Source organism: Yersinia enterocolitica (assembly GCA_002082245.2).
GTDB classification, from domain to species: Bacteria; Pseudomonadota; Gammaproteobacteria; order Enterobacterales; family Enterobacteriaceae; genus Yersinia; species Yersinia enterocolitica_E.
The window spans coordinates 1346430-1369909 of the sequence record NBTC02000002.1 but is presented as its reverse complement, the minus strand read 5'-3'; the positions used below and the strand labels follow the sequence as shown (position 1 = coordinate 1369909).

Below are 23480 nucleotides of genomic sequence, written 5' to 3'. Positions count from 1 at the left end.
TTACTTGAGTAAGCTCATCGGGATTCGTTTGCTGGCTGCCTACCTGCAACTCCAATTATTTTGGGTGAACAAAAATAGATAAAGCTGGCCAATGAGCCGGCTGAGAAGAGGTTACGATGTTTGGCCGAATTCGGATTTCTACCAGCTTTTTCCTGTTACTGATATTAATTTGCTCGATACAGTTAATTTCAAGTGGTCTGTCATTTACTGCTTTTCGCTCAGACTACCAAAATTTGAACCGGGTGGATCTCAGTAGCCAGCAACGGGATGCATTAAGCCTCAGTTGGGTATCCTTGCTTCAGGCGCGTAATACCTTAAACCGGGCGGGGACGCGCTCGGCTCTCAAAGTACCTCAGGAGCAAGTCAACGCATTAATGGGCAATGCGCGCAGCTCATTACAGAAAGCGGACCTCTACTTCAATCAGTTTATTGCGGTGCCACGCCTTGATGAGAGTGATAACGGTGGCGAATTGTTGGATGCCACTAAAAACAGTTATCAGAACTTACGGACGTCGTTACGACAACTAATCGATTTTCTGGAAGCCGGTAATTTACAAGGCTTTATGGACCAACCCACCCAGAAAACACAGGATTTGTTCGAAGCCGATTTTTTACAGTATTTGCAGTATGCCAATGAAGTGATTGCTGAGGCCGGTACCCAAAACCAGCAGGCGTACCATCTCTCCATGTGGATATTTGGTGCGGCGATTGTAATGGTAATAGCCATGGCGATTTCGTCGCTTGTTTGGCTGCGCACCATGTTTGTCAGGCCGCTGAAAATTATGCGCGCGCATTTTGACCGCATCGCACGGGGGGATTTATCAGCGCAGATTCATGTCTCCGGGCGTAATGAAATCAGCGAGATGTTTGCCAGTTTACGCATCATGCAGCAGTCGCTTATCACCACTGTTAGTCATGTCCGAGATGGCACTGAAGCAATGCTAACGGGGATTCAGGAAATTTCTGCGGGTAACAATGATTTGTCAGCAAGAACCGAACAGCAAGCGGCGTCTCTGGAACAAACTGCGGCCAGCATGGAGCAACTGACCGCGACGGTCAAACAGAATGCGGATAATGCTCGTCAGGCAACATTGCTGGCGAAAGACGCATCAGCAACCGCTGCCAAAGGGGGTGAGTTGACGGGCAGTGTGGTGACAACTATGCATGATATCGCCACCAGTTCACAGAAGATTGGTGCCATTACCAGTGTTATTGATGGTATTGCCTTCCAGACCAATATTCTGGCGTTAAATGCTGCTGTTGAGGCTGCTCGCGCTGGTGAGCAGGGGCGCGGTTTTGCTGTCGTCGCCGGTGAAGTTCGTAATCTGGCCCAGCGCAGTGCACAAGCAGCAAAAGAGATTAAAGGGTTGATCGATGAATCGGTCAGCCGTGTTCGCCAGGGCTCCACTCTGGTTGAAAATGCGGGTACTACCATGGAAGAGATTGTTCGCTCAGTGACTCGGGTTACCGACATCATGGGTGAAATCGCTTCCGCCTCGGATGAGCAAAGCCGAGGTATTGAGCAGGTTTCACTGGCAGTAACACAGATGGATCAGGTCACTCAGCAAAACGCCGCATTAGTGGAAGAGGCTGCGGCTGCGGCTAACGCACTCGAAGAGCAGGCAAGTATGCTCTCCGATGCAGTGTCTGTTTTTCGTTTGGAGCAGGATAGCGACAGCGGGGAGGGGCAGGCAGCAGACGGCAGTGGTAAACAACCGGCTGTTAAGGAAATTCCAGATTGTCAAACGGCGTAACGAAGACTTTGTTGTGGGGTGAGGCCGGATGAAACCATCATCGATGAAACAGCCATCGCCCCAAGAGTCTGGGTCGATCCTGACTCAGATGATTCAACGGCTCCCGTTGCCGGATGTTCACTTCCGGCGCATATGCCAACTTATTTATCAACGAGCCGGGATAGTACTGGCCGATCACAAACGGGAAATGGTCTATAACCGCCTGGTCAGGCGGCTGAGATTGCTAGGGATTAACGATTTTGGTCAATACCTTGCTTTGCTAGAGACCGACCCGAACAGTGCAGAGTGGCAGGCATTTGTTAATGCCTTGACCACTAATCTGACGGCATTTTTCCGTGAGGCACACCATTTCCCGATTCTGGCTGAACATGCCCGCCAGCGGCCGGGAAGCTATTCGGTGTGGAGTACGGCGGCATCGACCGGTGAAGAGCCGTACTCTATCGCGATGACACTGTGTGATGTGTTGGGAAATAGAGCGGGTTCGTGCCAGGTGTTAGCCAGCGATATCGATACGCAAGTACTGGAAAAAGCGACCAGTGGTGTATACCGGCAAGATGAATTGCGTTCATTGTCGGCACAACAGATGCAACGCTATTTCTTGCGTGGCACCGGCCCACATCAAGGCATGGTGCGAGTGCGCCCGGAATTGGCCAATATGATCCATTTCCAGCAACTCAATCTGTTGGCACCAGAGTGGGCATTACCCGGGCAGTTTGATGCTATTTTTTGTCGTAATGTGATGATTTATTTTGATAAAGAAACGCAGGAGCGCATTCTGCGTCGCTTTGTCCCTTTGCTAAAACCAGGTGGTCTGATGTTTGCAGGCCACTCGGAGAATTTCAGTCAAATTAGTCGGGAATTCTATTTGCGCGGGCAGACCGTTTATGGGCTGACCAAGGAGAGGTGATGAGTAAAATCAGAGTATTGTGCGTTGATGATTCTGCATTGATGCGCCAACTAATGACCGAGATTATTAATAGTCACCCGGACATGGAAATGGTTGCAACGGCTCCCGATCCGTTGGTTGCCCGTGATTTGATCAAAAAATTCAATCCGCAGGTTTTGACGCTCGATGTCGAAATGCCGCGGATGGATGGTTTGGATTTTCTTGAAAAGCTGATGCGGTTGCGGCCGATGCCGGTGGTGATGGTCTCATCATTAACCGGTAAGAACTCTGAGATAACCATGCGTGCGTTGGAGTTGGGAGCGATTGATTTTGTTACCAAACCTCAGCTTGGGATCAGAGAGGGAATGCTGGCTTACAGTGAGTTGATTGCGGAGAAAATCCGTACGGCTGCTAAAGCTCGCCTGCCGCAGCGCGGCCCAGAAAACGCGCCGGTTATGCTTACGCATACACCACTGCTCAGTAGTGAAAAGTTAATTGCAATTGGTGCATCTACCGGGGGGACAGAAGCTATCCGTATGGTATTACAGCCGTTGCCACCGACCAGCCCGGCACTGTTAATTACTCAGCATATGCCACCGGGTTTTACCCGTTCATTTGCTGAGCGACTTAATAAGCTGTGTCAAATCACTGTGAAAGAAGCAGAAGACGGTGAGCGGGTCTTACCGGGGCATGCCTATATTGCTCCCGGCGATCGGCATATGGAACTGGCGCGTAGTGGGGCGAACTATCAGGTTCGCATTCATGACGGGCCGGCGGTTAATCGCCATCGTCCCTCGGTTGATGTCCTATTTCGCTCAGTGGCGCAGTATGCCGGGCGTAACGCCGTGGGGGTTATCCTGACGGGGATGGGCAATGATGGTGCGGCCGGGTTGTTGGAGATGTATCGCGCCGGTGCTTATACCATCGCGCAAAACGAGGCCAGTTGTGTGGTTTTCGGCATGCCGCGTGAAGCGATTGGTATGGGGGGCGTTAATGAAGTTCTGGATTTGAACCAGATAAGCCAGCGTATGTTGGCGCAGATTAGCAGTGGTCAAGCCCTGCGAATTTAGTAGACATTTTCCGGTGGAAATCGGGCGTTGATAGTTAATCGCTCAGCGGTGAGCAACAAACCTTAGGAGTTGGTATGGCGGATAAGAATCTCAGATTTTTGGTGGTAGACGATTTTTCGACCATGCGTCGTATTGTCAGAAACCTGCTGAAAGAGCTGGGTTTTAACAATGTGGAAGAGGCCGAAGATGGCGTCGACGCATTGAATAAATTACGTGCGGGTGGCTTTGATTTTGTGGTTTCTGATTGGAATATGCCGAATATGGATGGCCTGGACCTGTTGAAAACTATCCGTGCCGATGGTGCTCTTGGTACTTTGCCGGTTCTGATGGTAACCGCCGAAGCGAAAAAAGAGAATATCATCGCAGCAGCGCAAGCAGGTGCCAGTGGTTATGTAGTGAAACCTTTCACTGCCGCTACCTTGGAAGAGAAGCTCAATAAGATTTTTGAAAAGTTGGGTATGTAAGGAGGCGAGATGAGTAACCATCAAATGCCCGCAACAGATGCGGCATCGGCCAGTGATATAATAAGCCGCATTGGCCAATTGACGCGGATGTTACGCGACAGCCTGCGCGAATTAGGTCTTGATCAGGCGATTGCACAGGCTGCGGAAGCCATTCCAGATGCGCGTGATCGACTGGATTATGTCGTTCATATGACGGCTCAGGCCGCAGAAAGAGCACTGAACTGTGTTGAGGCAGCACAGCCGCGCCAAAATGAGCTGGAGTCATCGGCGAAGGCGCTTAAAGTTCGTTGGGACGAATGGTTTGCTAATCCTGTCGAGCTGTCAGATGCCCGCTCTCTGGTCACTGATACCCGTGAATATCTGGAAGTCGTACCGCAACATACCTCATTTACCAATGCACAATTGTTGGAAATCATGATGGCGCAAGATTTCCAGGACCTTACCGGTCAGGTTATCAAACGCATGATGGATGTGGTGCAAGAGATTGAGAAGCAGCTATTAATGGTACTGATGGAAAATATCCCAGATATGCCATCTAAACCGCAAAAATCTGCTGACAGTCTACTCAATGGGCCACAACTGGATAAGAATGGTGCTGGTGTTATTGCCAACCAGGATCAAGTTGATGATCTGCTAGACAGTTTAGGCTTCTAAGCCGACTGATCGACCATAATAGGCAGGTGAGGGGATATCTCATCTGCCATTATTTCTCTCTGGATTTATCGTCGTGATAATCTCATTTAAAACCGGCTATTCCTGGCGTTGCGGCTGATCGTGTTCTTCATCCCTTTTCCTTCATCTATCACTGGCTGTAGACGTTCCTAGCTATCAAATTTGACGACAGCCAGTCCCCCAACAGGCTACTGAGCCTGACATGATGTATTCATCCGAGAAATAACCCCCTAATTGCTGCTTTGTTCCATCCATAACCTTGCTGAATATTTGTCATGCTAGACAGCAATTTTTTATTTCCTAATTATCTGATATGGGAACGCTTACGCTGAACAGGAAAACCTGCTGTGGCTGAAGATAGCGACGCGGAAAAGAGCGAGGAACCCACAGCCCACAAGCTGGAGAAGGCTCGCGAAAAAGGCCAAATACCGCGTTCGCGCGAACTGACCTCGATGCTGATGCTCGGGGCCGGTTTGGCGATCCTGTGGGTATCTGGGGAGTCGATGGCTCGCCAACTGGCGGCGATGATTGCCCAAGGACTGCATTTTGACCATGGCATTATCAGCGATGATAAGCAAATGTTGCGCCAAATAGGGACGCTGCTGAGTCAAACGATGATGGCATTACTGCCCATCTTTGCCGGATTGGTGATCGTGGCGCTAGCAGTACCGATGCTGTTAGGTGGGGTGCTGTTCAGCGGAGAATCCATCAAGTTCGATTTTCAGCGGATGAGTCTGATTGCGGGCTTAAAGCGCATGTTTTCTTCTCAGGCACTGGCCGAATTGCTGAAAGCCATCCTCAAGGCCACGCTGGTCGGTTGGGTCACGGGAATATTCCTCTGGCATAACTGGCCAGATATGATGCGGTTGATGGCAGCCCCGCCAGTGGCGGCTTTAAGTGATGCTGTCCACTTGATTATTTTCTGCGGACTGGTGGTGGTATTAGGCCTGACCCCGATGGTCGGATTCGACGTGTTTTTCCAAATAACCAGCCACATTAAAAAATTACGTATGACCAAACAAGAGATACGTGATGAATTCAAAGATCAAGAAGGTGATCCACATGTGAAAGGGCGCATTCGTCAGCAGCAACGGGCTATGGCTCGTCGCCGAATGATGGCTGATGTCCCTAAAGCTGATGTAATAGTGACCAACCCAACCCACTATGCTGTTGCCTTGCAATACAACGAAGCAAAAATGAGTGCACCCAAGGTGCTGGCGAAAGGTGCTGGCGCAGTGGCACTGCGTATCCGCGAGTTAGGTGCAGAGCATCGTATTCCGTTATTAGAAGCGCCGCCGCTGGCCAGGGCACTGTTTCGGCACAGCGAGGTAGGCCAACATATTCCAGCCACCCTTTATGCCGCGGTGGCAGAAGTTCTTGCCTGGGTATACCAGTTGAAGCGTTGGAAACGGGAAGGCGGGCTAATCCCGAAAAAACCTGAACATCTGCCAGTGCCGGAAGCACTGGATTTTGCAACAGAGAGTGAGACTGACTAATGGCTAATTTGGCCGCCCTGCTACGTTTACCGGGCAATTTTAAAGATACGCAGTGGCAAATCCTTGCCGGGCCAATTCTTATCCTGATGATCTTGTCGATGATGGTGCTGCCGCTGCCGCCCTTCATCCTTGATTTGCTGTTTACCTTTAATATCGCGCTGTCCATTATGGTGCTGTTGGTTGCCATGTTTACCCAACGCACGCTGGATTTTGCCGCCTTCCCAACCATTCTGTTGTTCTCAACGCTGTTGCGTTTATCGCTAAACGTCGCCTCCACCCGTATCATTCTGATGGATGGGCATACCGGTGCGGCGGCTGCGGGCCGTGTGGTGGAAGCGTTTGGTCACTTTCTGGTTGGTGGCAACTTTGCCATCGGCATCGTGGTCTTTATTATTTTGGTCATAATCAACTTTATGGTTATCACCAAAGGGGCGGGGCGTATTGCCGAAGTGGGGGCGCGCTTTGTTCTGGATGGTATGCCCGGTAAGCAGATGGCGATCGATGCCGACTTAAATGCCGGCTTGATTGGTGAAGACGAAGCCAAAAAACGCCGTTCCGATGTTACGCAAGAAGCTGACTTCTACGGTTCAATGGATGGGGCCAGTAAATTTGTTCGTGGTGATGCGGTTGCCGGGTTACTGATCATGGTGATTAACGTGGTCGGCGGCTTACTGGTCGGGGTGCTTCAGCACGACATGGCGGTGGGCCATGCAGCAGAAACCTATACCTTGCTGACGATTGGTGACGGCTTGGTAGCACAAATCCCGGCATTGGTTATCTCGACGGCGGCGGGCGTTATCGTGACCCGCGTCAGTACCGACCAGGATGTTGGCCAGCAAATGGTCACCCAGCTATTTAATAACCCTCGCGTGATGGTGCTGAGTGCCAGTGTCCTCGGGTTACTGGGGATGGTGCCTGGCATGCCTAACTTTGTCTTCCTGCTATTCACCAGCGCACTGTTGGCATTAGCCTGGCGCTTACGTGGTAAGCAAATGAAGCAACCGATGGTGGCAGAATCACCGGTGGTGCAAGACCAGCAACAAGCCACTGAAGCGACCTGGTCAGATGTTCAACTGGAAGATCCGCTGGGTATGGAGGTGGGGTATCGCCTGATTCCGATGGTGGATTTCCAGCAAAATGGTGAGCTGTTGGGGCGGATTCGCAGTATTCGTAAAAAGTTTGCTCAAGAGATGGGATACCTGCCACCGGTGGTGCATATCAGAGATAATCTGGAACTGCCGCCAGCAAACTATCGGATATTAATGAAAGGGGTCGAGATTGGCAGTGGCGAAGCTCATCCCGGCCGTTGGTTAGCCATTAACCCCGGCAATGCGGTTGGCTCGTTACCCGGTGAGGCCACCCATGATCCCGCCTTCGGATTGGCGGCGGTTTGGATTGAAAGTGCATTACGTGAGCAGGCGCAGATTCAAGGTTTTACCGTGGTTGAGGCCAGCACCGTCGTGGCGACCCATCTAAACCATCTGATTAGCCAATTTGCTAGCGAACTGTTTGGCCGCCAGGAAACCCAGCAATTGCTGGACAGAGTTGCGCAAGAGATGCCGAAGCTGACGGAAGACTTCATTCCCGGCGTCGTCACCTTAACCACGCTGCATAAAGTACTGCAAAATCTACTAATGGAGCGGGTATCCATTCGCGATATGCGCACCATTATCGAGACACTGGCTGAACATGCGCCAAACCAGACCGACCCTTACGAATTAACAGCGGTAGTTCGAGTGGCGTTAGGGCGCTCCATTGCGCAACAATGGTTCCCAGGAACCGGCGAGATTCAGGTCATCGGGCTGGATGCGGCATTAGAGCGTTTGTTACTACAGGCGCTGCAAGGTGGGGGTGGTCTGGAGCCAGGTCTGGCTGACCGTTTGTTGGATCAATCTAAACAAGCGCTGCAACGTCAGGAGATGCTGGGTGCACCGCCGGTGTTGCTGGTTAACCATGCACTGCGGGCACTTTTAGCCCGTTTCTTGCGCCGCAGTTTGCCGCAGATGGTGGTGCTGTCTAATCTGGAAATTGGCGATAATCGCCAGATCCGTATGACATCAACGATAGGAGCTGCTTGATGCTAACTCGTCTCTCCCTAATGTTGGCTACACTACTTCCGGTATGTGTATTGCCGTTGAATGCTGTCGCTTCAGGCACTTGGGTGGCGGACGATATTGGGGTTACGCAGGGTTTGCGCGGGGTAGCTACCTCGTCGGCGGTACTGCAACCACCGGTAGCGCTGGCGCAGGAAAATGCGCGCATCGTGTCGGTTGGCTGGCGCTACCAATTAATGTCGACAGCGCCAGAGGGGTTACAGGTTAAATTATGCACCCCGACCCGTTGTATGCCACTTGAGGGTGGCAGCGGACAGAGCCGGGGACTGGCGGGAGAGGCGGCAGCAACTCAACTGAGGTTTGTTTACTTTATTGCCGGTAAAGGCCGAGTCAACCCGCCGTTGCAAGTGATCAGCAATCAGGTGCTGGTCAATTATCGCTAAAACCAGACGAAGGGGTAATAGCAAGTCATACAGAAATAGACCGGATGTTCGAGCTGATTGTTGGTCTCAACGGCCTGCACTGCCTGACTCATTGACAGTGCTGCCGCCCCGCAAAAAAAACACCCCAGTAGCAGACTTACATACCTTTTTTTCATATCTCCTCCTTGAAACTAAGCACATTTGCTCAGTTTCAGCAGACTAAAACATCGGAGAAAAACAGGAAAACTCATTTTTTAAGTAGGTAGAAAGCATTGAGGGCACGAGTCAATTAACGCGGAGGAACGGTACGGATATAAGCCTCGACTGAGCGGCGGTTTATATCCGTAGGGATGAGGTTTTAAATACCGATCTTGCGGCCCAGTAGACTGGCACCTTTAGAATGACCATCTGGCCCGTATAGTGACTGGCCGTGGCGGGTATTCAATACTGCCAGCGCCTGAGTATTATGCTCAATATGCTGTTGTAGCAATAATCCATTGTGCAAATTACTGTACTGAAGGTTCTCAGCCAACTGCAAGATACGTTGCCAACGTATTGCCAACTCTTGAATCTCGCTATAAGGCGCCTGTATATTGGCCGCAATTTCGGTGGTGAGCCGGGTTTGATCCAGATAAGCCAAGGTGGCCAGTATTGAACTTTTTTGTTCCGTCACACCTTGCAGCACGACACCTTGAATCCGACCGGAGCAGAGTAATTGCTGCTCTTGTGCTACCACAGTCGTCAGTGACTCGAGAAGTTCCAGTTGCTGGTCCAAATTGGTCTGTAGTCTTTCCACCACCACGTATCCTTTTACGGTTAACGACTGTTTTGCGGTTAACGATTGTTCTAGGGTTAATGACTTTTGTTATGTTTAGCTATTTCTCAGATCATCCGCGACATTCTTTAACAGAGCATCGGCAATTTTACCGGTGTCCATCGTTAGTTGACCTGAACGGATAGCCTGTTTTAAGGTTTCTACACGTTCTACGTTGATGTCCTGGCTGCCCGGTTGCATCAGTTTTGCCTGCGCATCACTTAATTTAACCTCAGTACCACTCACCTGTGCTTTTGTTTGGGCAGAAGGCTTACGCATCTGCTGCGCAATGTCACTGGTTTCCCGTGGCTGCACTTGCGATACCGGTAATAACGGTTGAGTGCGATCAATACTCATGTTGTGTTGCTCCCTCTATAGCGGGATTGACGTTTATCGACCCGCGAGACTTTTATCTTTTAACAAAAAGAAAGGCGGGATTGTCACTGTGCTACCCGCAAATAACTGCATACCAGAGTTATCGGCAAAGGTTAAAAAAACTTTAATCACTATAACATAATCCGAATTGTGCCATCTTCGGCCACGGTGCCACTGACGATTTGGCCAGATGCCATGCGCACCCGAACGTTATCCTGTATGGCGGCGTTGTTCATCGCTTTACCATTGCTGTTAACATTAAATCCTTCTCCCTGTGCCAAAACTTGCACCTCTTGCCCTGCTTTAATGACCCATAATCGACGCAGCATATTGCGCGTCAGCGGCTGGCCGGCACTGATTTGCCGCAAGCTGACGGCACCTTGAGCAAAATGTGAATCCAGCAAGGCGCCGGGGGGGAGGGTATCCAACCGGCCTTGTTTCATCTGAATATCAGACACGGCAATTTTCTCACCAGCTGCCAGTTGGCGGCCAGCCACAGCATATTGTCCACTAACCTGCACTTGTGTCTGAATAAAACGGCGAACCCCCTCACAGCGTACGGACAAACTGATATTGCCCCACGGGCGCGCATTGGCAGGCAGCGTAATTTCTGGCACTTCGCATTGTGGCCATTGGTTCTGTGGCGTTTTGATAACCACCTTAACCTGACTCTCTTTATCCGGGTATTGCTGTTGGAAGAATTGATTTACCTGCGTTGATAAATCTGCCGCCATCGCTGAATGAGTGACGGTCTGACTCAGCAATAGCACCCCCCAAGCCAACTTTATGACGCCATTTTTATTCATTGTCATCAATCTCCTTCTGCCGGTGTAACCAGGTAATACCAGGGCACACCTCTTTTGCACACTAGTGTACCTGTAGCGCGATGAGGTTAAGGGGACAAATAGCGACGCATTTTGCTCTTATTCTGGCGATAGGCTTTCCTATACGGCGTTTATGCTGTCGACTCCAAATTCTAACCTTGCGGGGGGACTATGCTCGACAAACTGGACGGTGCTCTGCGTTTTCAACAAGAGGCGCTTAACTTGCGTGCGCAACGACAGGAGATCCTGTCGTCCAATATTGCAAATGCGGATACACCCGGCTTTCAGGCACGTGATATTGATTTCTCCAGCCAACTGAAAAAAGTGATGGAGCAAGGCCGTGCCACAGGTACAGGGGTGTCGCTCAGTTTAACGTCAGCCCGTCATATCCCGGCAAGCACCGTTGCGCCACCTGACCTTGACCTTTTATTCCGGGTTCCAGACCAGCCGGCGATGGACGGTAACACGGTTGATATGGATCGTGAACGTACTAATTTTGCCGATAACAGCCTGAAATATCAGACCGATTTGACCGTTCTTGGCGGCCAGATCAAAGGGATGATGTCAGTGTTACAACAAGGATAAGACGTATGTCTTTACTGAATATTTTTGATATTGCCGGTTCGGCATTATCAGCCCAATCGCAACGGTTGAACGTCAGCGCCAGTAACATGGCCAACGCCGATAGCGTTACCGGCCCGGATGGTCAGCCTTATCGTGCCAAGCAAGTGGTGTTTCAGGTAGCGGCTCAACCAGGGCAGGAAACCGGCGGGGTACGTGTATCACAAATCGTTGACGATCCCGCACCGGATCGTTTGGTGTATCAGCCGGGTAATCCGCTGGCTGATGCCAAGGGTTATGTCCGCATGCCTAACGTTGATGTAACAGGGGAAATGATTAACACCATTTCGGCCTCGCGTAGCTATCAAGCCAACGTTGAAGTGCTTAATACCACTAAATCTCTGATGCTCAAGACGCTAACACTGGGTCAATAACAGGAGCTTGTATACATGGCCATTACCAATTCCCTGACCGATAGCGATTACGGTATTACCAGCACTAGCGGGACCAATTCCACCACCGGTAGCGGTAGCACCAGTCAGGATTTGCAGAACAGTTTCCTGACGTTGCTGGTTGCCCAGTTAAAGAATCAGGACCCGACTAACCCAATGCAAAACAACGAGTTGACAACGCAATTGGCGCAAATCAACACCGTAAGCGGCATTGAAAAGTTGAATACTACGCTGGGTTCCATCTCCGGGCAGATTGATAGCAGCCAGTCGCTGCAAGCCAGTAGCCTGATTGGCCACGGCGTGATGATCCCTGGCACCACGGTGTTGGCAGGCAGTAAAGATGGCACCGTCACTACTACGCCATTTGGTGTTGAGTTAGAACGTTCAGCAGACAAAGTGACGGCAACCATCAGCGACAGCAATGGTCTGGCAGTACGCACCATTGAAATCGGTGGTCTGTCAGCAGGTGTCCACTCCTTTACCTGGGATGGTTCACTGGAAGCGGGCGGTAATGCGCCAGATGGTGCTTACACCGTGACGATCGCCGCCAGCAGTGGTAGCGAGTCACTGGTTGCTACTCCGCTGAGCTATGCGGTTGTTAATGGTGTGACCCGTGGCAGTGACGGTTCCAAGCTGGATCTGGGCCTGGCGGGGACTATCACCATGGATAAAGTCCGTCAGATTTTGTAGGTCAGAGATCAGTCTTAAGCAGTAACCAAACAAACACCACGGTGAGTTAACTAATTGAAAAAACTTACCTTAATTTTTAAATAGCGTTTGATATGTCATCAATGCTCAAGGTCTTTAACGGACCCCGAATCTAACGGAGAAGAAAATGGGCTTTTCTCAAGCAGTCAGCGGTTTGAACGCAGCATCCAGCAATCTGGATGTGATCGGTAACAATATCGCCAACTCGGCGACGTCAGGTTTTAAAGCCGGCTCAGTTTCTTTTGCCGATATGTTCGCAGGTTCACAGACCGGTATGGGGGTTAAAGTCGCCGGGATTACTCAAGACTTTAACGACGGTACGCCAACCACCACCAACCGCCGTTTGGATTTAGCCATCAGCCAGAGTGGTTTCTTCCGCATGCAAGATAGCAGCGGCGGTGTGTACTTTGCCCGTAACGGCCAGTTCAAACTTGATGAAAACCGTAACATCGTTAACATGCAAGGGCTGAGTCTGACCGGTTATCCGGCAACAGGAACTCCTCCTACCATACAGCAAGGGGCAAACCCGGTACCCCTGTCGATTCCTCAGGATATGATTGCCGCGAAAGCCACCACCTCGGGCAATATGGTCGCTAACCTGACCTCAACCCATGATGTTATTAGCGCAACCTTTGATCCGCAAAAGCCAGATACTTACAGCTTTGTGAATAACATGACCACCTACGATAGCCTGGGTAACCGCCACGTTATCAATGTGTATTATGTGAAAACCGCTGAAGATGCCGTCAATGGTAATAGCTGGAATGTCTATACCAAGGACAGCAGCGGGACATTGGCCGATGCGACTAAACCTTTTGACCCTGCTGACCCTGCCGCTGCCTCTCTGCGCGGAACGATGGTATTTGATACCAATGGCGCACTGAAAAGCGTGAAAAATGGCGCGGGTGCTGCCAGTACCACTGACTTCAATCTGACTGTCCCTATGGCGGTGGTGAATGGTGCCCCGGCGCAAACCTTCGCGCTGAATGTTGGGGGTAGCAAACAGCAAAATACCGGTACTGACGGTATTGTGACTCAAAACCAAACCGGCTATGCCGCAGGTGAGTTCACCGGCTTCCAGATCAACAACGATGGCTCGGTTGTCGGCACTTATTCAAACCAGCAGACCCAACTGCTTGGCCAAATTGTGCTGGTTAACTTCTCTAACCCTGAAGGTTTGTCTCCTGAAGGCGATAACGTTTGGAAAGAAACCAAATCTTCCGGTAACCCGATCCTCGGTACCGCCGGTGGTGGTGGTTTCGGCACCTTGACCAGTGGCGCGTTGGAGTCTTCTAACGTGGATTTGAGTAAAGAACTGGTGAATATGATTGTGGCGCAACGTAACTATCAGTCCAATGCGCAGACCATCAAAACTCAGGATCAGATCTTACAAACTCTGGTTAACCTGCGTTAATCGAACTGACGGGATAAGCTCATGGATCACGCAATATATACCGCGATGGGGGCTGCCAGGCAGTCGCTGGAGCAGCAAGCGGTTACGGCTAACAATCTGGCTAACGCCTCGACGCCGGGTTTCCGCGCGCAGTTGTCAGCGATGCGTGCCGTACCTATCGACGGGCCGAGCATGGCAACCCGTACCATGGTGACGGCATCGACCCCCGGTGTGGATATCAGTCAGGGGACGATGAATTATAGCGGCCGCCCATTGGATGTTGCCTTACAGCAAGATGGTTATCTGGCGGTACAACTGCCTGATGGTACCGAGGCTTATACTCGCAATGGGAATATTCAGGTTGCGGCTAACGGTCAAATGACCGTGCAGGGCTACCCGCTGATGGGCGATAACGGCCCGATTGAAGTGCCACCGCAGGCCGCAGTGACTATTGCGGCTGATGGCACCATTTCGGCGCTGAACGCCGGTGACTCACCGAATACGATTGCTCAGCTCGGCCAAATCAAACGGGTTAGGGCCAATGCGGGTGAAGTGATGCACGGTGATGACGGTTTGTTCCATTTGACTCCCGCGACGCAACAGGCGCGTGGTGCTCAGTTGGCCAATGACCCGCTGATTAAAATTATGCCGGGTGTACTGGAGGGCAGCAACGTGAAAGCGGTTGAAGCCATGACAGACATGATTGCCAATGCCCGCAGTTTCGAAATGCAGATGAAAGTCATTCACAGTGTGGATGAAAATGAACAGCGCGCTAATCAGCTGTTAGCAATGGGCTAAGCGCGCAGGCGCAGAGGAATAAACTGATGATCCGATCATTATGGATTGCCAAAACTGGTTTGGATGCACAGCAGACCAATATGGATGTCATCGCCAACAACCTGGCGAACGTCAGCACCAATGGCTTTAAGCGCCAGCGGGCGGTATTTGAAGATTTGCTCTACCAGACGATGCGCCAGCCGGGTGCGCAATCCTCCGAGCAGACAACCTTGCCATCGGGTTTACAGATTGGTACCGGTGTTCGCCCGGTAGCGACAGAGCGTTTACACAGTCAAGGCAACCTGTCCAAGACCGACAATACCAAAGATATCGCCATTAAAGGTGAAGGGTTCTTTCAGGTGCAAATGCCTGATGGTACCAACGCTTATACTCGCGATGGGTCTTTTCAGGTGGACCAAAACGGCCAGTTAGTAACATCCGGCGGTTTTCAGGTACAACCGGCAATTACCATTCCGGCCAATGCTCTGAGCATGACGGTGGGGCGCGACGGGATAGTCAGTGTCACCTTGCAGGGGCAAACTGCCACGCAGCAAGTCGGGCAACTGACATTGACCACATTTATCAATAACAGTGGCTTGGAAAGTATTGGCGAAAACCTGTATCAGGAGACCGCCAGTTCCGGTGCACCAAACGAAACCACGCCAGGTCTGAACGGCGGGGGCTTGCTGTATCAGGGCTATGTTGAAACCTCTAACGTCAATGTGGCGGAAGAGTTGGTCAATATGATCCAGACGCAACGAGCCTATGAAATCAACAGTAAAGCGGTTTCAACTTCAGACCAGATGTTGCAAAAACTGACCCAATTGTAAATCCGCTTTCAGGGGGTAATTTAGCCCCCTGACTGCAACAGAATAATGAGTAGATGAGGCCGACCGCGTGGCCTCTTACCGGTTACAGGACTGATAATCAGAGATGGACAGAAAGCCGCTGCGCAAATCAGGTGGATTGAAATGGGTCTGTATGCCGTTGACGGCGATGCTGCTCAATGGCTGCGCGTATATTCCGCATAAACCACTGGTGGATGGTACCACCTCGGCACAACCGGCACCGGCCAGTGCGCCGTTGCCGAATGGCTCTATTTTCCAGGCTGCTCAGCCAATGAACTATGGTTATCAACCTTTGTTCGAAGACCGTCGCCCACGTAATGTCGGTGACACGCTGACCATTACCTTGCAGGAAAATGTCAGTGCCAGCAAAAGCTCCTCTGCCAACGCTAGCCGTAATGGTTCAAGCAAATTTGGTGTCGCCACCGCGCCGCGTTATCTGGAAGGATTATTGGGCAATGCGCGGGCTGATATGGATATCTCAGGTGACAATACCTTTGGCGGTAAGGGCGGGGCGAATGCCAACAACACCTTCAGCGGCACGATCACCGTTACCGTCGATCGCGTGCTCGCTAACGGCAACTTGCATGTGGTCGGTGAGAAACAGATTGCAATCAACCAGGGGACTGAATTTATCCGCTTCTCTGGGGTAGTAAACCCACGCACCATCAGCGGCAGCAACACTGTGACCTCAACGCAGGTTGCAGATGCGCGCATCGAGTATGTGGGTAATGGTTATATCAATGAAGCGCAGACCATGGGCTGGTTGCAGCGGTTCTTCCTTAATATCTCACCGTACTAAGAGGCCGTCGATGCGTAAACAGTCACTTGTCACTCTATTTGTTATACAGCTTATTGTGCTGCTCACACTGGTGTCATTACCTGCCACCGCAGAGCGTATCCGCGATTTGGTGACCGTTCAGGGAGTACGTGATAACGCGTTAATCGGTTATGGCCTGGTGGTCGGCCTGGATGGTTCCGGTGACCAGACCATGCAAACGCCGTTTACCACGCAAAGCCTGAGTAACATGCTGTCGCAGTTGGGGATTACCGTACCGCCAGGTACCAATATGCAGCTCAAAAACGTAGCAGCAGTGATGGTCACGGCCAAGTTACCGGCATTCTCCCGTGCCGGGCAAACCATTGATATTGTGGTTTCTTCAATGGGTAATGCCAAAAGTATTCGCGGCGGCACCCTGCTGATGACCCCATTGAAAGGGGTGGATAATCAGGTTTATGCCCTGGCACAAGGTAACGTGCTGGTCGGCGGTGCGGGTGCGGCATCGGGTGGCAGTAGTGTACAGGTCAACCAACTGACCGGTGGGCGAATCAGCAATGGTGCCACTATCGAACGTGAGCTGCCGACGACCTTTGGTACCGATGGTGTGATTAATCTTCAATTGAATACCGAGGATTTCACCATGGCACAACAGGTGAGTGATGCCATTAACCGCCAGCGCGGTTTTGGTTCTGCCACAGCGATTGATGCTCGCACCATTCAGGTTTTGGTCCCGCGCGGCAGCAGCTCGCAAGTGCGTTTCCTGGCAGATATTCAAAATATCCCAGTGAATGTCGATGCGGGTGATGCCAAGGTGATTATCAACTCTCGTACCGGCTCGGTGGTGATGAACCGCAATGTAATGCTGGATTCTTGTGCTGTGGCGCAAGGGAATCTATCGGTGGTGATTGATAAGCAAAATACCGTCAGCCAGCCTGATACCCCATTTGGTGGTGGGCAGACCGTAGTTACCCCGAATACTCAGATTTCCGTTCAGCAACAAGGTGGGGTATTGCAACGCGTCAATGCCAGCCCGAATCTGAATAATGTGGTCCGCGCCCTGAACTCGCTGGGGGCAACCCCGATCGATTTGATGTCTATCTTGCAGGCAATGCAAAGTGCTGGCTGCTTGCGGGCTAAATTGGAAATTATCTGATGAGTGATTTGATGGCGATGTCTGGGGCGGCGTATGACGCCCAATCACTGAATACCTTAAAACGTGATGCGGCAAGAGATCCACAGGGTAACTTGAGGCAGGTTGCCCAGCAGGTAGAGGGGATGTTTGTGCAGATGATGCTGAAAAGTATGCGTTCTGCCTTGCCGCAAGATGGCGTGATGAACAGTGATCAGACCCGGCTTTATACCTCGATGTATGACCAACAAGTCGCGCAGCAAATGTCGGTCAAGGGGTTGGGTCTGGCCGATATGATGGTGGAGCAGCTTTCAGGCTCTACCTCGCCAAGTGAAACGGCAGGAACGGTGCCGATGCTGCTGGATAATGAAGTGCTGCAAACATTGCCAGCACAGGCATTGGCACAAATGGTACGTCGCGCCATGCCAACACCGCCAGCCAACAACTCAGCGTCATTGCCACAGGGCACCGGTAATTTCGTGGCGCGGATGTCTATTCCGGCACAAATTGCCAGTCAGCAAAGTGGCATTCCTCATCAGCTGATTGTGGCTCAGGCGGCACTGGAGTCGGGCTGGGGTCAGCGCGAAATTCCGACGGCCGACGGCAAAACCAGTTACAACGTATTTGGCATCAAAGCGGGTAGCAACTGGGATGGTCCAGTCAGTGAAATTACGACTACCGAATATGAGCAAGGTGTGGCGAAGAAAACCAAAGCTCGCTTCCGGGTATATGGCTCATATGTCGAGGCCGTCAGTGATTATGTCAAATTACTGACACAAAACCCGCGCTACGCCAATGTTGCCGCAGCACAAAGCCCTGAGCAGGGGGCACATGCGCTGCAACAAGCCGGTTATGCCACCGACCCGCAATATGCGCAAAAATTAGTCAGCGTGATCCAGCAAATGAAAAATAGCGGCGAACAAGCAGTAAAGGCATACAGCAGCGACCTAAGTCAGTTGTTCTAAATAGGCTATTTTATTTTCCATTTTGGGATTGGACAGTGCTCGGTACCGTTACGTAGCCATAATTTACAAAGTCATGGTGTGCGCTGGCTGCACCCAAACTGTCTGCGACAATAACGCCTATTGGATTGGTGAGGATCGAGATTTACACCCATATTTTGACTCAAGTTTTCCAAAGTCGAGCCGATAATAATCACAGGCTGTGCGGAGGCTTAGGTCTCCTCAGGCAGTATCCCAATATTAATTAATGCAGGCGCTGCGATGCTCGTCGTCTGTGGTAAAAGGATTTCTTCATGTCCAATAGTTTAATGAATACTGCGATGAGTGGTCTGAGCGCAGCGCAATATGCCCTGAGCACCGTCAGTAATAACATCACTAATTTTCAGGTGGCGGGCTATAACCGTCAGAATACTATTTTTGCCCAAAATGGTGGAACCTTAAGTCCCGCCGGCTTTATTGGTAATGGCGTTGCAGTAACCGGTGTTAACCGCGAATATAACTCGTTTATTACCAACCAATTACGTTCTTCACAAACGCAAAGCAGTGGCTTAACTACCTACTATCAGCAAATTTCGCAAATTGATAATTTGCTCTCTAATTCGTCCAATAACCTCTCCAGCACCATGCAGGACTTTTTCAGTAACCTGCAAAATTTGGTGAGTAATGCCGGTGATGATGCGGCCCGTAAAACGGTATTGGGCAAGGCTGAAGGGTTGGTTAACCAGTTCCAGAATGCGGATAAATATCTGCGTGATATGGATACCGGCGTAAACCAGAAGATCACCGAAAGCGTTACGCAAATCAATAACTATGCTGACCAAATTGCCAAGTTAAACGATCAAATTACCCGTTTGCGCGGCAGCAGTGGCAGCGAGCCAAATGCGTTACTCGATCAGCGCGACCAATTGGTCACCGAATTGAACCAGATTGTTGGCGTGACCGTGACCCAGCAAGACGGCGATGCTTACAACGTTTCTTTTGCCAGCGGTCTGCCATTGGTGCAAGGACCGGATTCTTATAAAGTCGAAGCCATACCTTCCAGCAGTGATGCTACCCGATTAACCATTGGCTACAAATATGGTAGTGGCGATGTGCTTGAAGTGGACGAAAGCCGCCTGACCACCGGTAGCCTGGGGGGTACGCTGAAATTCCGCAGTGAGGCACTCGACAGTGCACGTAACCAACTGGGGCAATTGGCCCTGGTCATGGCAGACAGCTTCAATACTCAGCATAAAGCCGGATTTGATACCAGCGGTGATCCGGGCGTTGATTTCTTCAGCTTTGCACAACCAAATGTGTTGAAAAATGCAAGAAATCAGGGTGATGCCAGCTTGACGGTGTCCTACACCGATACTTCAAAAGTCAAAGCCAGTGATTATAGTGTGGAGTTTGATGGAACTGACTGGCAGGTGACACGGCTGTCTGATAACACCAAAGTGCCGGCTAACCCGGTAAAAGACGGCAGTGGTAACACCACTGGGCTGAGCTTTGATGGTGTCGCCGTCAGTGTTGATAACGGCACTGCCGGCGCGCAAGCCAGAGATAAATTCATCGTCAAAACCGTCTCTAACGTGGCTGCTAATTTACAGGTCGATATCACCGACTCAAGTAAGATTGCTGCTGCCGGTACCGCTGATGGTGGCGCGAGTGACAACGTTAACGCCCAGGCATTGTTAGATCTGCAAACCAAAAAACTGGTTGATGGCAAAGCCACGCTGTCTGGTGCTTATGCCGGTTTGGTCAGTAACGTCGGTAACCAAACCAGCACCGCGAAAACCAACAGCACGGCGCAAGCCAATATCGTCAAACAGTTGACCGCCGAGCAGCAGTCTATTTCCGGCGTGAACCTGGATGAAGAGTACGGCGATTTACAGCGTTTCCAGCAATATTATCTGGCGAATGCCCAGGTCATTCAGACGGCTTCGACGCTGTTTAATGCGTTGCTGAGTCTGCGCGGTTGATTTTTTGTCAGCGGCAGAGAGTCCCTGTCGCTACTTATCTTATTTAGCGGTTAGTCAGTATCCCTGTTAAGACAGATTGATTGTTGAAACGGGGTTGGCGGGCTGAACGATTACTAAAAGGAACTGGCATCATGCGCTTAAGTACCAGCATGCTGTATCAGCAAAATATGCAGGGCGTGACTAACGCCCAATCACTGTGGATGCAGTCGGGCCAACAACTCTCCACCGGCAAGCGGGTGGTTAACCCTTCCGATGACCCGATGGCCGCATCTCAAGCGGTGATGGTGTCGCAAGCCCAATCGGAAAATAGCCAATATACTTTAGCGCGCAGTTTCGCTCGCCAAAGTTCTTCGCTGGAAACCACGGTTTTGGCGCAGGCGACCAGTACCATTCAATCAATTCAGACCTTAGTCATTAGCGCGAAGAGCGATATGTTGAGTGATGATGACCGTGCCTCTTACGCCACTCAGTTACAGGGTTTGAAAGACCAACTGGTCAATCAGGCTAACACCACTGATGGCAACGGTCGTTACATCTTTGCTGGCTTCAAAAGTGATAAAGCGCCGTTTGCGGTTAGTGCTACCGGTGATGTGACTTATCAGGGCGGCGATGTCGCTATTGAGCAGAAAGTCGATGCTAACCGTTCGATTACAGTTGGACATACCGGTTCCAGTGTCTTTATGGCATTGACCAGTAATGCGAAACCTGAACCTGATGATGCCGGTGGTAATCCGGTTGCGTCAGAAAGCAATATTTTCAATACCATCGATACCGTGCTGAACTCACTGAAAGTCCCGTTACAAGGGGCGACTGATGCGGTTAAAGATCAAGCTAATGCCGATATGGATAAAGGTATCCGTGGGATGTCCAACTCATTGAATAATGTGTTGTCGGTTCAAGCCGAAATCGGTACCCAACTGCAAGAGCTAGACAACCTGGATAGTTTGGGCAGTGACCGTAATTTGATTAATAAACAGCGTTTGAGTGATTTGCAGGATGTGGATTGGACCGCGGCTATCTCGTCATATGTGATGCAGCAGGCTGCGCTACAGGCTTCATATACCACATTTACCAATATGCAGGGTTTGTCCCTGTTCCAGCTTAATAAGTAATCCGTCTTCTGCCTGTGGGTCTACCCCACAGGTTCCCTCTTAAGTGTACTTAAACCGGGTGCACTTTTTGGTGTGTCATCTTTTCCCACTAAGGTTTGGGGTGACATACCATTTTTTTGCAGCGACTCAGTTTGCCAATCCGCTCAATACACCTGCTAATCGGTCAAAAACTTCCCCGAACAGATGCTCAGCAAAGGGGGGCAATAATGGCATTATCAATCCGATTGAGATGATCCCGACGGTCAAGGTCAGTGGAAAACCGATAACGAACACCGAAAGCTGTGGGGTCATTCGGTTTAGCATGCCTAATGCCATATTCAGAGTTAACAACAGCGTGATCAGCGGCAATGCCAACATCAGCCCATTCATAAAGATTAATGAGCCAGCCTGCGTCAATGCCAGAAAGCCATTACCATTGAGCGGTTCGAACTGAATGGGTAAGGTATGAAAACTGTCGGCCAACAATGAAATCAGCCATAAATGACCATCAAAAGTGAGGAATAACAGCAGGGCCAGCAAGTTAAGTAACCGGGCTAAAACCGGCATATTCGGCCCCCCCGAGGGGTCAAAGAAGGTCGCGAACGATAATCCCATCTGTAAACCAATCACTTCACCGGCCAGCCGGATGGCAGCAAAAGCAAATTGCATGGTCAAGCCGATGGCTACCCCAATCAACACTTGTTGGGCGGCGACCCAGACTGCACCGGTTGAGACTAAGGGAATATTGACCGGGGGCAGCGAAGGGGCAATCAGAAAAGTAATTAACAGCGCCAAACCGACTTTAACTTTGCGGTTTATCTGTTTCTCACTTAACACCGGCGCGGTGGTGATCAGCGCCAGCACCCGAATTAACGGCCAGAAATACTGGCTGACCCAGAGGCTAAGTTGAGTGGTATCGAGGGAAAGCACCGTTAGCCAATCAACGTGGGCAGGCTGGTGAACAGATTACGCATATAGTCCAGTATCAGGTTCAGCATCCATGGGCCTGCGATCACCATCGTGGCGAACACGGCCAGTATTTTTGGGATGAATGACAATGTCATTTCGTTAATTTGCGTTGCTGCCTGCAACAGGCTCACGATCAGGCCGCTTATCAGGGCGGCTAATAACAAGGGAGCAGCCAGAGCAAGTGCAATCTTCATTGCCTCAACGCCGAGGGCCATTACCGATTCAGGTGTCATGATGAGTCTACCTTAGCTATAAAAACTCTGTGCCAGGGAACCCAGTAGTAGCTGCCAACCATCAACCAAGACAAATAGCATCAGCTTGAAGGGCAGTGAGATACTGGCTGGGGGAACCATCATCATCCCCAATGCCATCAGCACACTGGCTACCACCAGATCGATAATCAGGAAGGGAATAAACACGGTAAAACCGATTTGGAAGGCGGTTTTCAGCTCGCTGGTGACATAGGCAGGTAGCAGAATGCGCATCGGTACCACTTCGGGACCTTCCAATGGCGGCAGATTGGCCAGCCGGGCATACAGTGCCAGATCTGATTCTCGGGTTTGGCGCAGCATAAATTCACGTAAAGGTTGTGAGCCTTTATCCATTGCCACTTCCATGCTTATCTTGTCCTGACTGAAAGGCAGATAAGCGTCCTGATACACCTTGTCAAATACCGGCGACATAATAAAAAATGTCAGAAACAGCGCCAGACCCAACATCACCTGATTGGGTGGTGCAGAGGGGGTACCCAATGCGTTGCGCAGCAACCCGAGCACAATAATAATACGGGTAAAACTGGTCATCATCAGTAAGGCGGCAGGCAGGAAACTTAGGGTGGTGATGAAAACCAAGGTCTGAACCGGTAAAGACCAGCTCTGCCCACCATTAGCCAATGGCTGGCTGATGATACCGGGTAGTTGAGCCAGTACCGCCGGAGAGCAGAGTAAGCCTAATAGCAGTAGGGTGGTTTTATTGATGAGTGCAGCCAGAAGACGGCGCAGCAGCAACCGATAAGTGAAA

25 protein-coding genes are annotated in these 23480 nt (G+C 50.8%); 19 read left to right on the top strand and 6 right to left on the bottom strand.

The window, feature by feature from the left end; translation table 11 throughout:
* Positions 1 to 116 precede the first annotated feature (116 nt).
* The 8 genes from A6J66_007680 (at position 117) to A6J66_007645 (ending at position 8839) form a co-directional block, all read left to right on the top strand.
* Positions 117 to 1754, top strand: a complete 1638-nt coding sequence (locus A6J66_007680) for a HAMP domain-containing protein (protein ID PNM24089.1) — start codon at positions 117 to 119, stop codon at positions 1752 to 1754.
* 43 nt (positions 1755 to 1797) lie between these two features.
* On the top strand, positions 1798 to 2661 hold the full coding sequence (locus A6J66_007675; GenBank protein PNM26926.1) for a protein-glutamate O-methyltransferase CheR: 864 nt from the start codon (positions 1798 to 1800) through the stop codon (positions 2659 to 2661).
* Positions 2661 to 3710: a chemotaxis response regulator protein-glutamate methylesterase gene (locus A6J66_007670; protein ID PNM24088.1), complete on the top strand. Its 1050-nt coding sequence runs from the start codon at positions 2661 to 2663 to the stop codon at positions 3708 to 3710. The genes A6J66_007675 and A6J66_007670 overlap by 1 nt, the downstream gene beginning before the upstream one ends.
* Positions 3711 to 3784: 74 nt before the next feature.
* A complete protein-coding gene (locus tag A6J66_007665; GenBank protein ID PNM24087.1) occupies positions 3785 to 4174 on the top strand; it encodes a chemotaxis protein CheY in 390 nt (129 codons plus the stop codon).
* A 9-nt stretch (positions 4175 to 4183) separates the two neighbouring features.
* A complete protein-coding gene (locus tag A6J66_007660) occupies positions 4184 to 4828 on the top strand; it encodes a protein phosphatase CheZ (protein PNM24086.1) in 645 nt (214 codons plus the stop codon).
* 365 nt (positions 4829 to 5193) lie between these two features.
* Complete coding sequence (gene flhB / locus A6J66_007655) at positions 5194 to 6342, top strand: flagellar type III secretion system protein FlhB (protein ID PNM24085.1); 1149 nt, start codon at positions 5194 to 5196, stop codon at positions 6340 to 6342.
* Entirely contained in the window at positions 6342 to 8420 is a 2079-nt protein-coding gene (flhA, locus tag A6J66_007650) for a flagellar biosynthesis protein FlhA (protein ID PNM24084.1), read from the top strand. The genes flhB and flhA overlap by 1 nt, the downstream gene beginning before the upstream one ends.
* A complete protein-coding gene (locus A6J66_007645) occupies positions 8420 to 8839 on the top strand; it encodes a flagellar protein FlhE (protein ID PNM24083.1) in 420 nt (139 codons plus the stop codon). The genes flhA and A6J66_007645 overlap by 1 nt, the downstream gene beginning before the upstream one ends.
* Before the next feature lie 337 nt (positions 8840 to 9176).
* On the opposite strand, the gene A6J66_007640 is transcribed toward A6J66_007645, so the two are convergent.
* The 3 genes from A6J66_007640 to A6J66_007630 form a co-directional block, all read right to left on the bottom strand.
* A complete protein-coding gene (locus A6J66_007640) occupies positions 9177 to 9617 on the bottom strand; it encodes a flagellar biosynthesis protein FlgN (GenBank protein ID PNM24082.1) in 441 nt (146 codons plus the stop codon).
* 72 nt (positions 9618 to 9689) lie between these two features.
* Positions 9690 to 9989, bottom strand: coding sequence for an anti-sigma-28 factor FlgM (locus A6J66_007635; GenBank protein ID PNM24081.1), 300 nt, complete (start codon positions 9987 to 9989; stop codon positions 9690 to 9692).
* A 149-nt stretch (positions 9990 to 10138) separates the two neighbouring features.
* A complete protein-coding gene (locus A6J66_007630; protein ID PNM24080.1) occupies positions 10139 to 10819 on the bottom strand; it encodes a flagellar basal body P-ring formation protein FlgA in 681 nt (226 codons plus the stop codon).
* Positions 10820 to 11002: 183 nt separating this feature from the next.
* On the opposite strand from A6J66_007630, the gene A6J66_007625 reads away from it, so the two are divergent.
* From A6J66_007625 to flgL, 11 genes are all read left to right on the top strand, one after another.
* Complete coding sequence (locus A6J66_007625; protein PNM24079.1) at positions 11003 to 11416, top strand: flagellar basal body rod protein FlgB; 414 nt, start codon at positions 11003 to 11005, stop codon at positions 11414 to 11416.
* Between the two features lie 5 nt (positions 11417 to 11421).
* A complete protein-coding gene (flgC, locus tag A6J66_007620; protein ID PNM24078.1) occupies positions 11422 to 11826 on the top strand; it encodes a flagellar basal body rod protein FlgC in 405 nt (134 codons plus the stop codon).
* Positions 11827 to 11841: 15 nt separating this feature from the next.
* Entirely contained in the window at positions 11842 to 12534 is a 693-nt protein-coding gene (locus A6J66_007615) for a flagellar hook assembly protein FlgD (protein PNM24077.1), read from the top strand.
* 145 nt (positions 12535 to 12679) lie between these two features.
* Positions 12680 to 13966 carry a flagellar hook protein FlgE gene (gene flgE / locus A6J66_007610; GenBank protein PNM24076.1) on the top strand — a complete coding sequence of 429 codons (1287 nt, stop codon included), beginning with the start codon at positions 12680 to 12682 and terminating at the stop codon, positions 13964 to 13966.
* 21 nt (positions 13967 to 13987) lie between these two features.
* Positions 13988 to 14743, top strand: coding sequence for a flagellar basal body rod protein FlgF (gene flgF, locus A6J66_007605; GenBank protein ID PNM24075.1), 756 nt, complete (start codon positions 13988 to 13990; stop codon positions 14741 to 14743).
* Positions 14744 to 14769: 26 nt separating this feature from the next.
* The gene (flgG, locus tag A6J66_007600; GenBank protein ID PNM24074.1) at positions 14770 to 15552 is read left to right on the top strand and encodes a flagellar basal-body rod protein FlgG; all 783 of its coding nucleotides are present in this window, start codon (positions 14770 to 14772) and stop codon (positions 15550 to 15552) included.
* A 103-nt stretch (positions 15553 to 15655) separates the two neighbouring features.
* Positions 15656 to 16369 carry a flagellar basal body L-ring protein FlgH gene (locus tag A6J66_007595; protein ID PNM24073.1) on the top strand — a complete coding sequence of 238 codons (714 nt, stop codon included), beginning with the start codon at positions 15656 to 15658 and terminating at the stop codon, positions 16367 to 16369.
* 10 nt (positions 16370 to 16379) lie between these two features.
* Positions 16380 to 17501, top strand: coding sequence for a flagellar basal body P-ring protein FlgI (gene flgI, locus A6J66_007590; protein PNM24072.1), 1122 nt, complete (start codon positions 16380 to 16382; stop codon positions 17499 to 17501).
* On the top strand, positions 17501 to 18442 hold the full coding sequence (gene flgJ, locus A6J66_007585) for a flagellar assembly peptidoglycan hydrolase FlgJ (protein ID PNM24071.1): 942 nt from the start codon (positions 17501 to 17503) through the stop codon (positions 18440 to 18442). The genes flgI and flgJ overlap by 1 nt, the downstream gene beginning before the upstream one ends.
* A gap of 290 nt (positions 18443 to 18732) precedes the next feature.
* A complete protein-coding gene (locus tag A6J66_007580) occupies positions 18733 to 20400 on the top strand; it encodes a flagellar hook-associated protein FlgK (protein PNM24070.1) in 1668 nt (555 codons plus the stop codon).
* Between the two features lie 131 nt (positions 20401 to 20531).
* Complete coding sequence (gene flgL / locus A6J66_007575; GenBank protein ID PNM24069.1) at positions 20532 to 21512, top strand: flagellar hook-filament junction protein FlgL; 981 nt, start codon at positions 20532 to 20534, stop codon at positions 21510 to 21512.
* Positions 21513 to 21638: 126 nt separating this feature from the next.
* On the opposite strand, the gene fliR is transcribed toward flgL, so the two are convergent.
* Genes fliR through fliP form a run of 3 tightly spaced genes read right to left on the bottom strand, consistent with a single transcriptional unit; the run spans position 21639 to position 23437 of the window.
* On the bottom strand, positions 21639 to 22421 hold the full coding sequence (gene fliR, locus A6J66_007570) for a flagellar biosynthetic protein FliR (GenBank protein PNM24068.1): 783 nt from the start codon (positions 22419 to 22421) through the stop codon (positions 21639 to 21641).
* A gap of 2 nt (positions 22422 to 22423) precedes the next feature.
* Positions 22424 to 22693: a flagellar biosynthetic protein FliQ gene (gene fliQ, locus A6J66_007565; GenBank protein PNM24067.1), complete on the bottom strand. Its 270-nt coding sequence runs from the start codon at positions 22691 to 22693 to the stop codon at positions 22424 to 22426.
* A gap of 12 nt (positions 22694 to 22705) precedes the next feature.
* A complete protein-coding gene (gene fliP, locus A6J66_007560; protein PNM26925.1) occupies positions 22706 to 23437 on the bottom strand; it encodes a flagellar biosynthetic protein FliP in 732 nt (243 codons plus the stop codon).
* Positions 23438 to 23480 lie beyond the last annotated feature (43 nt).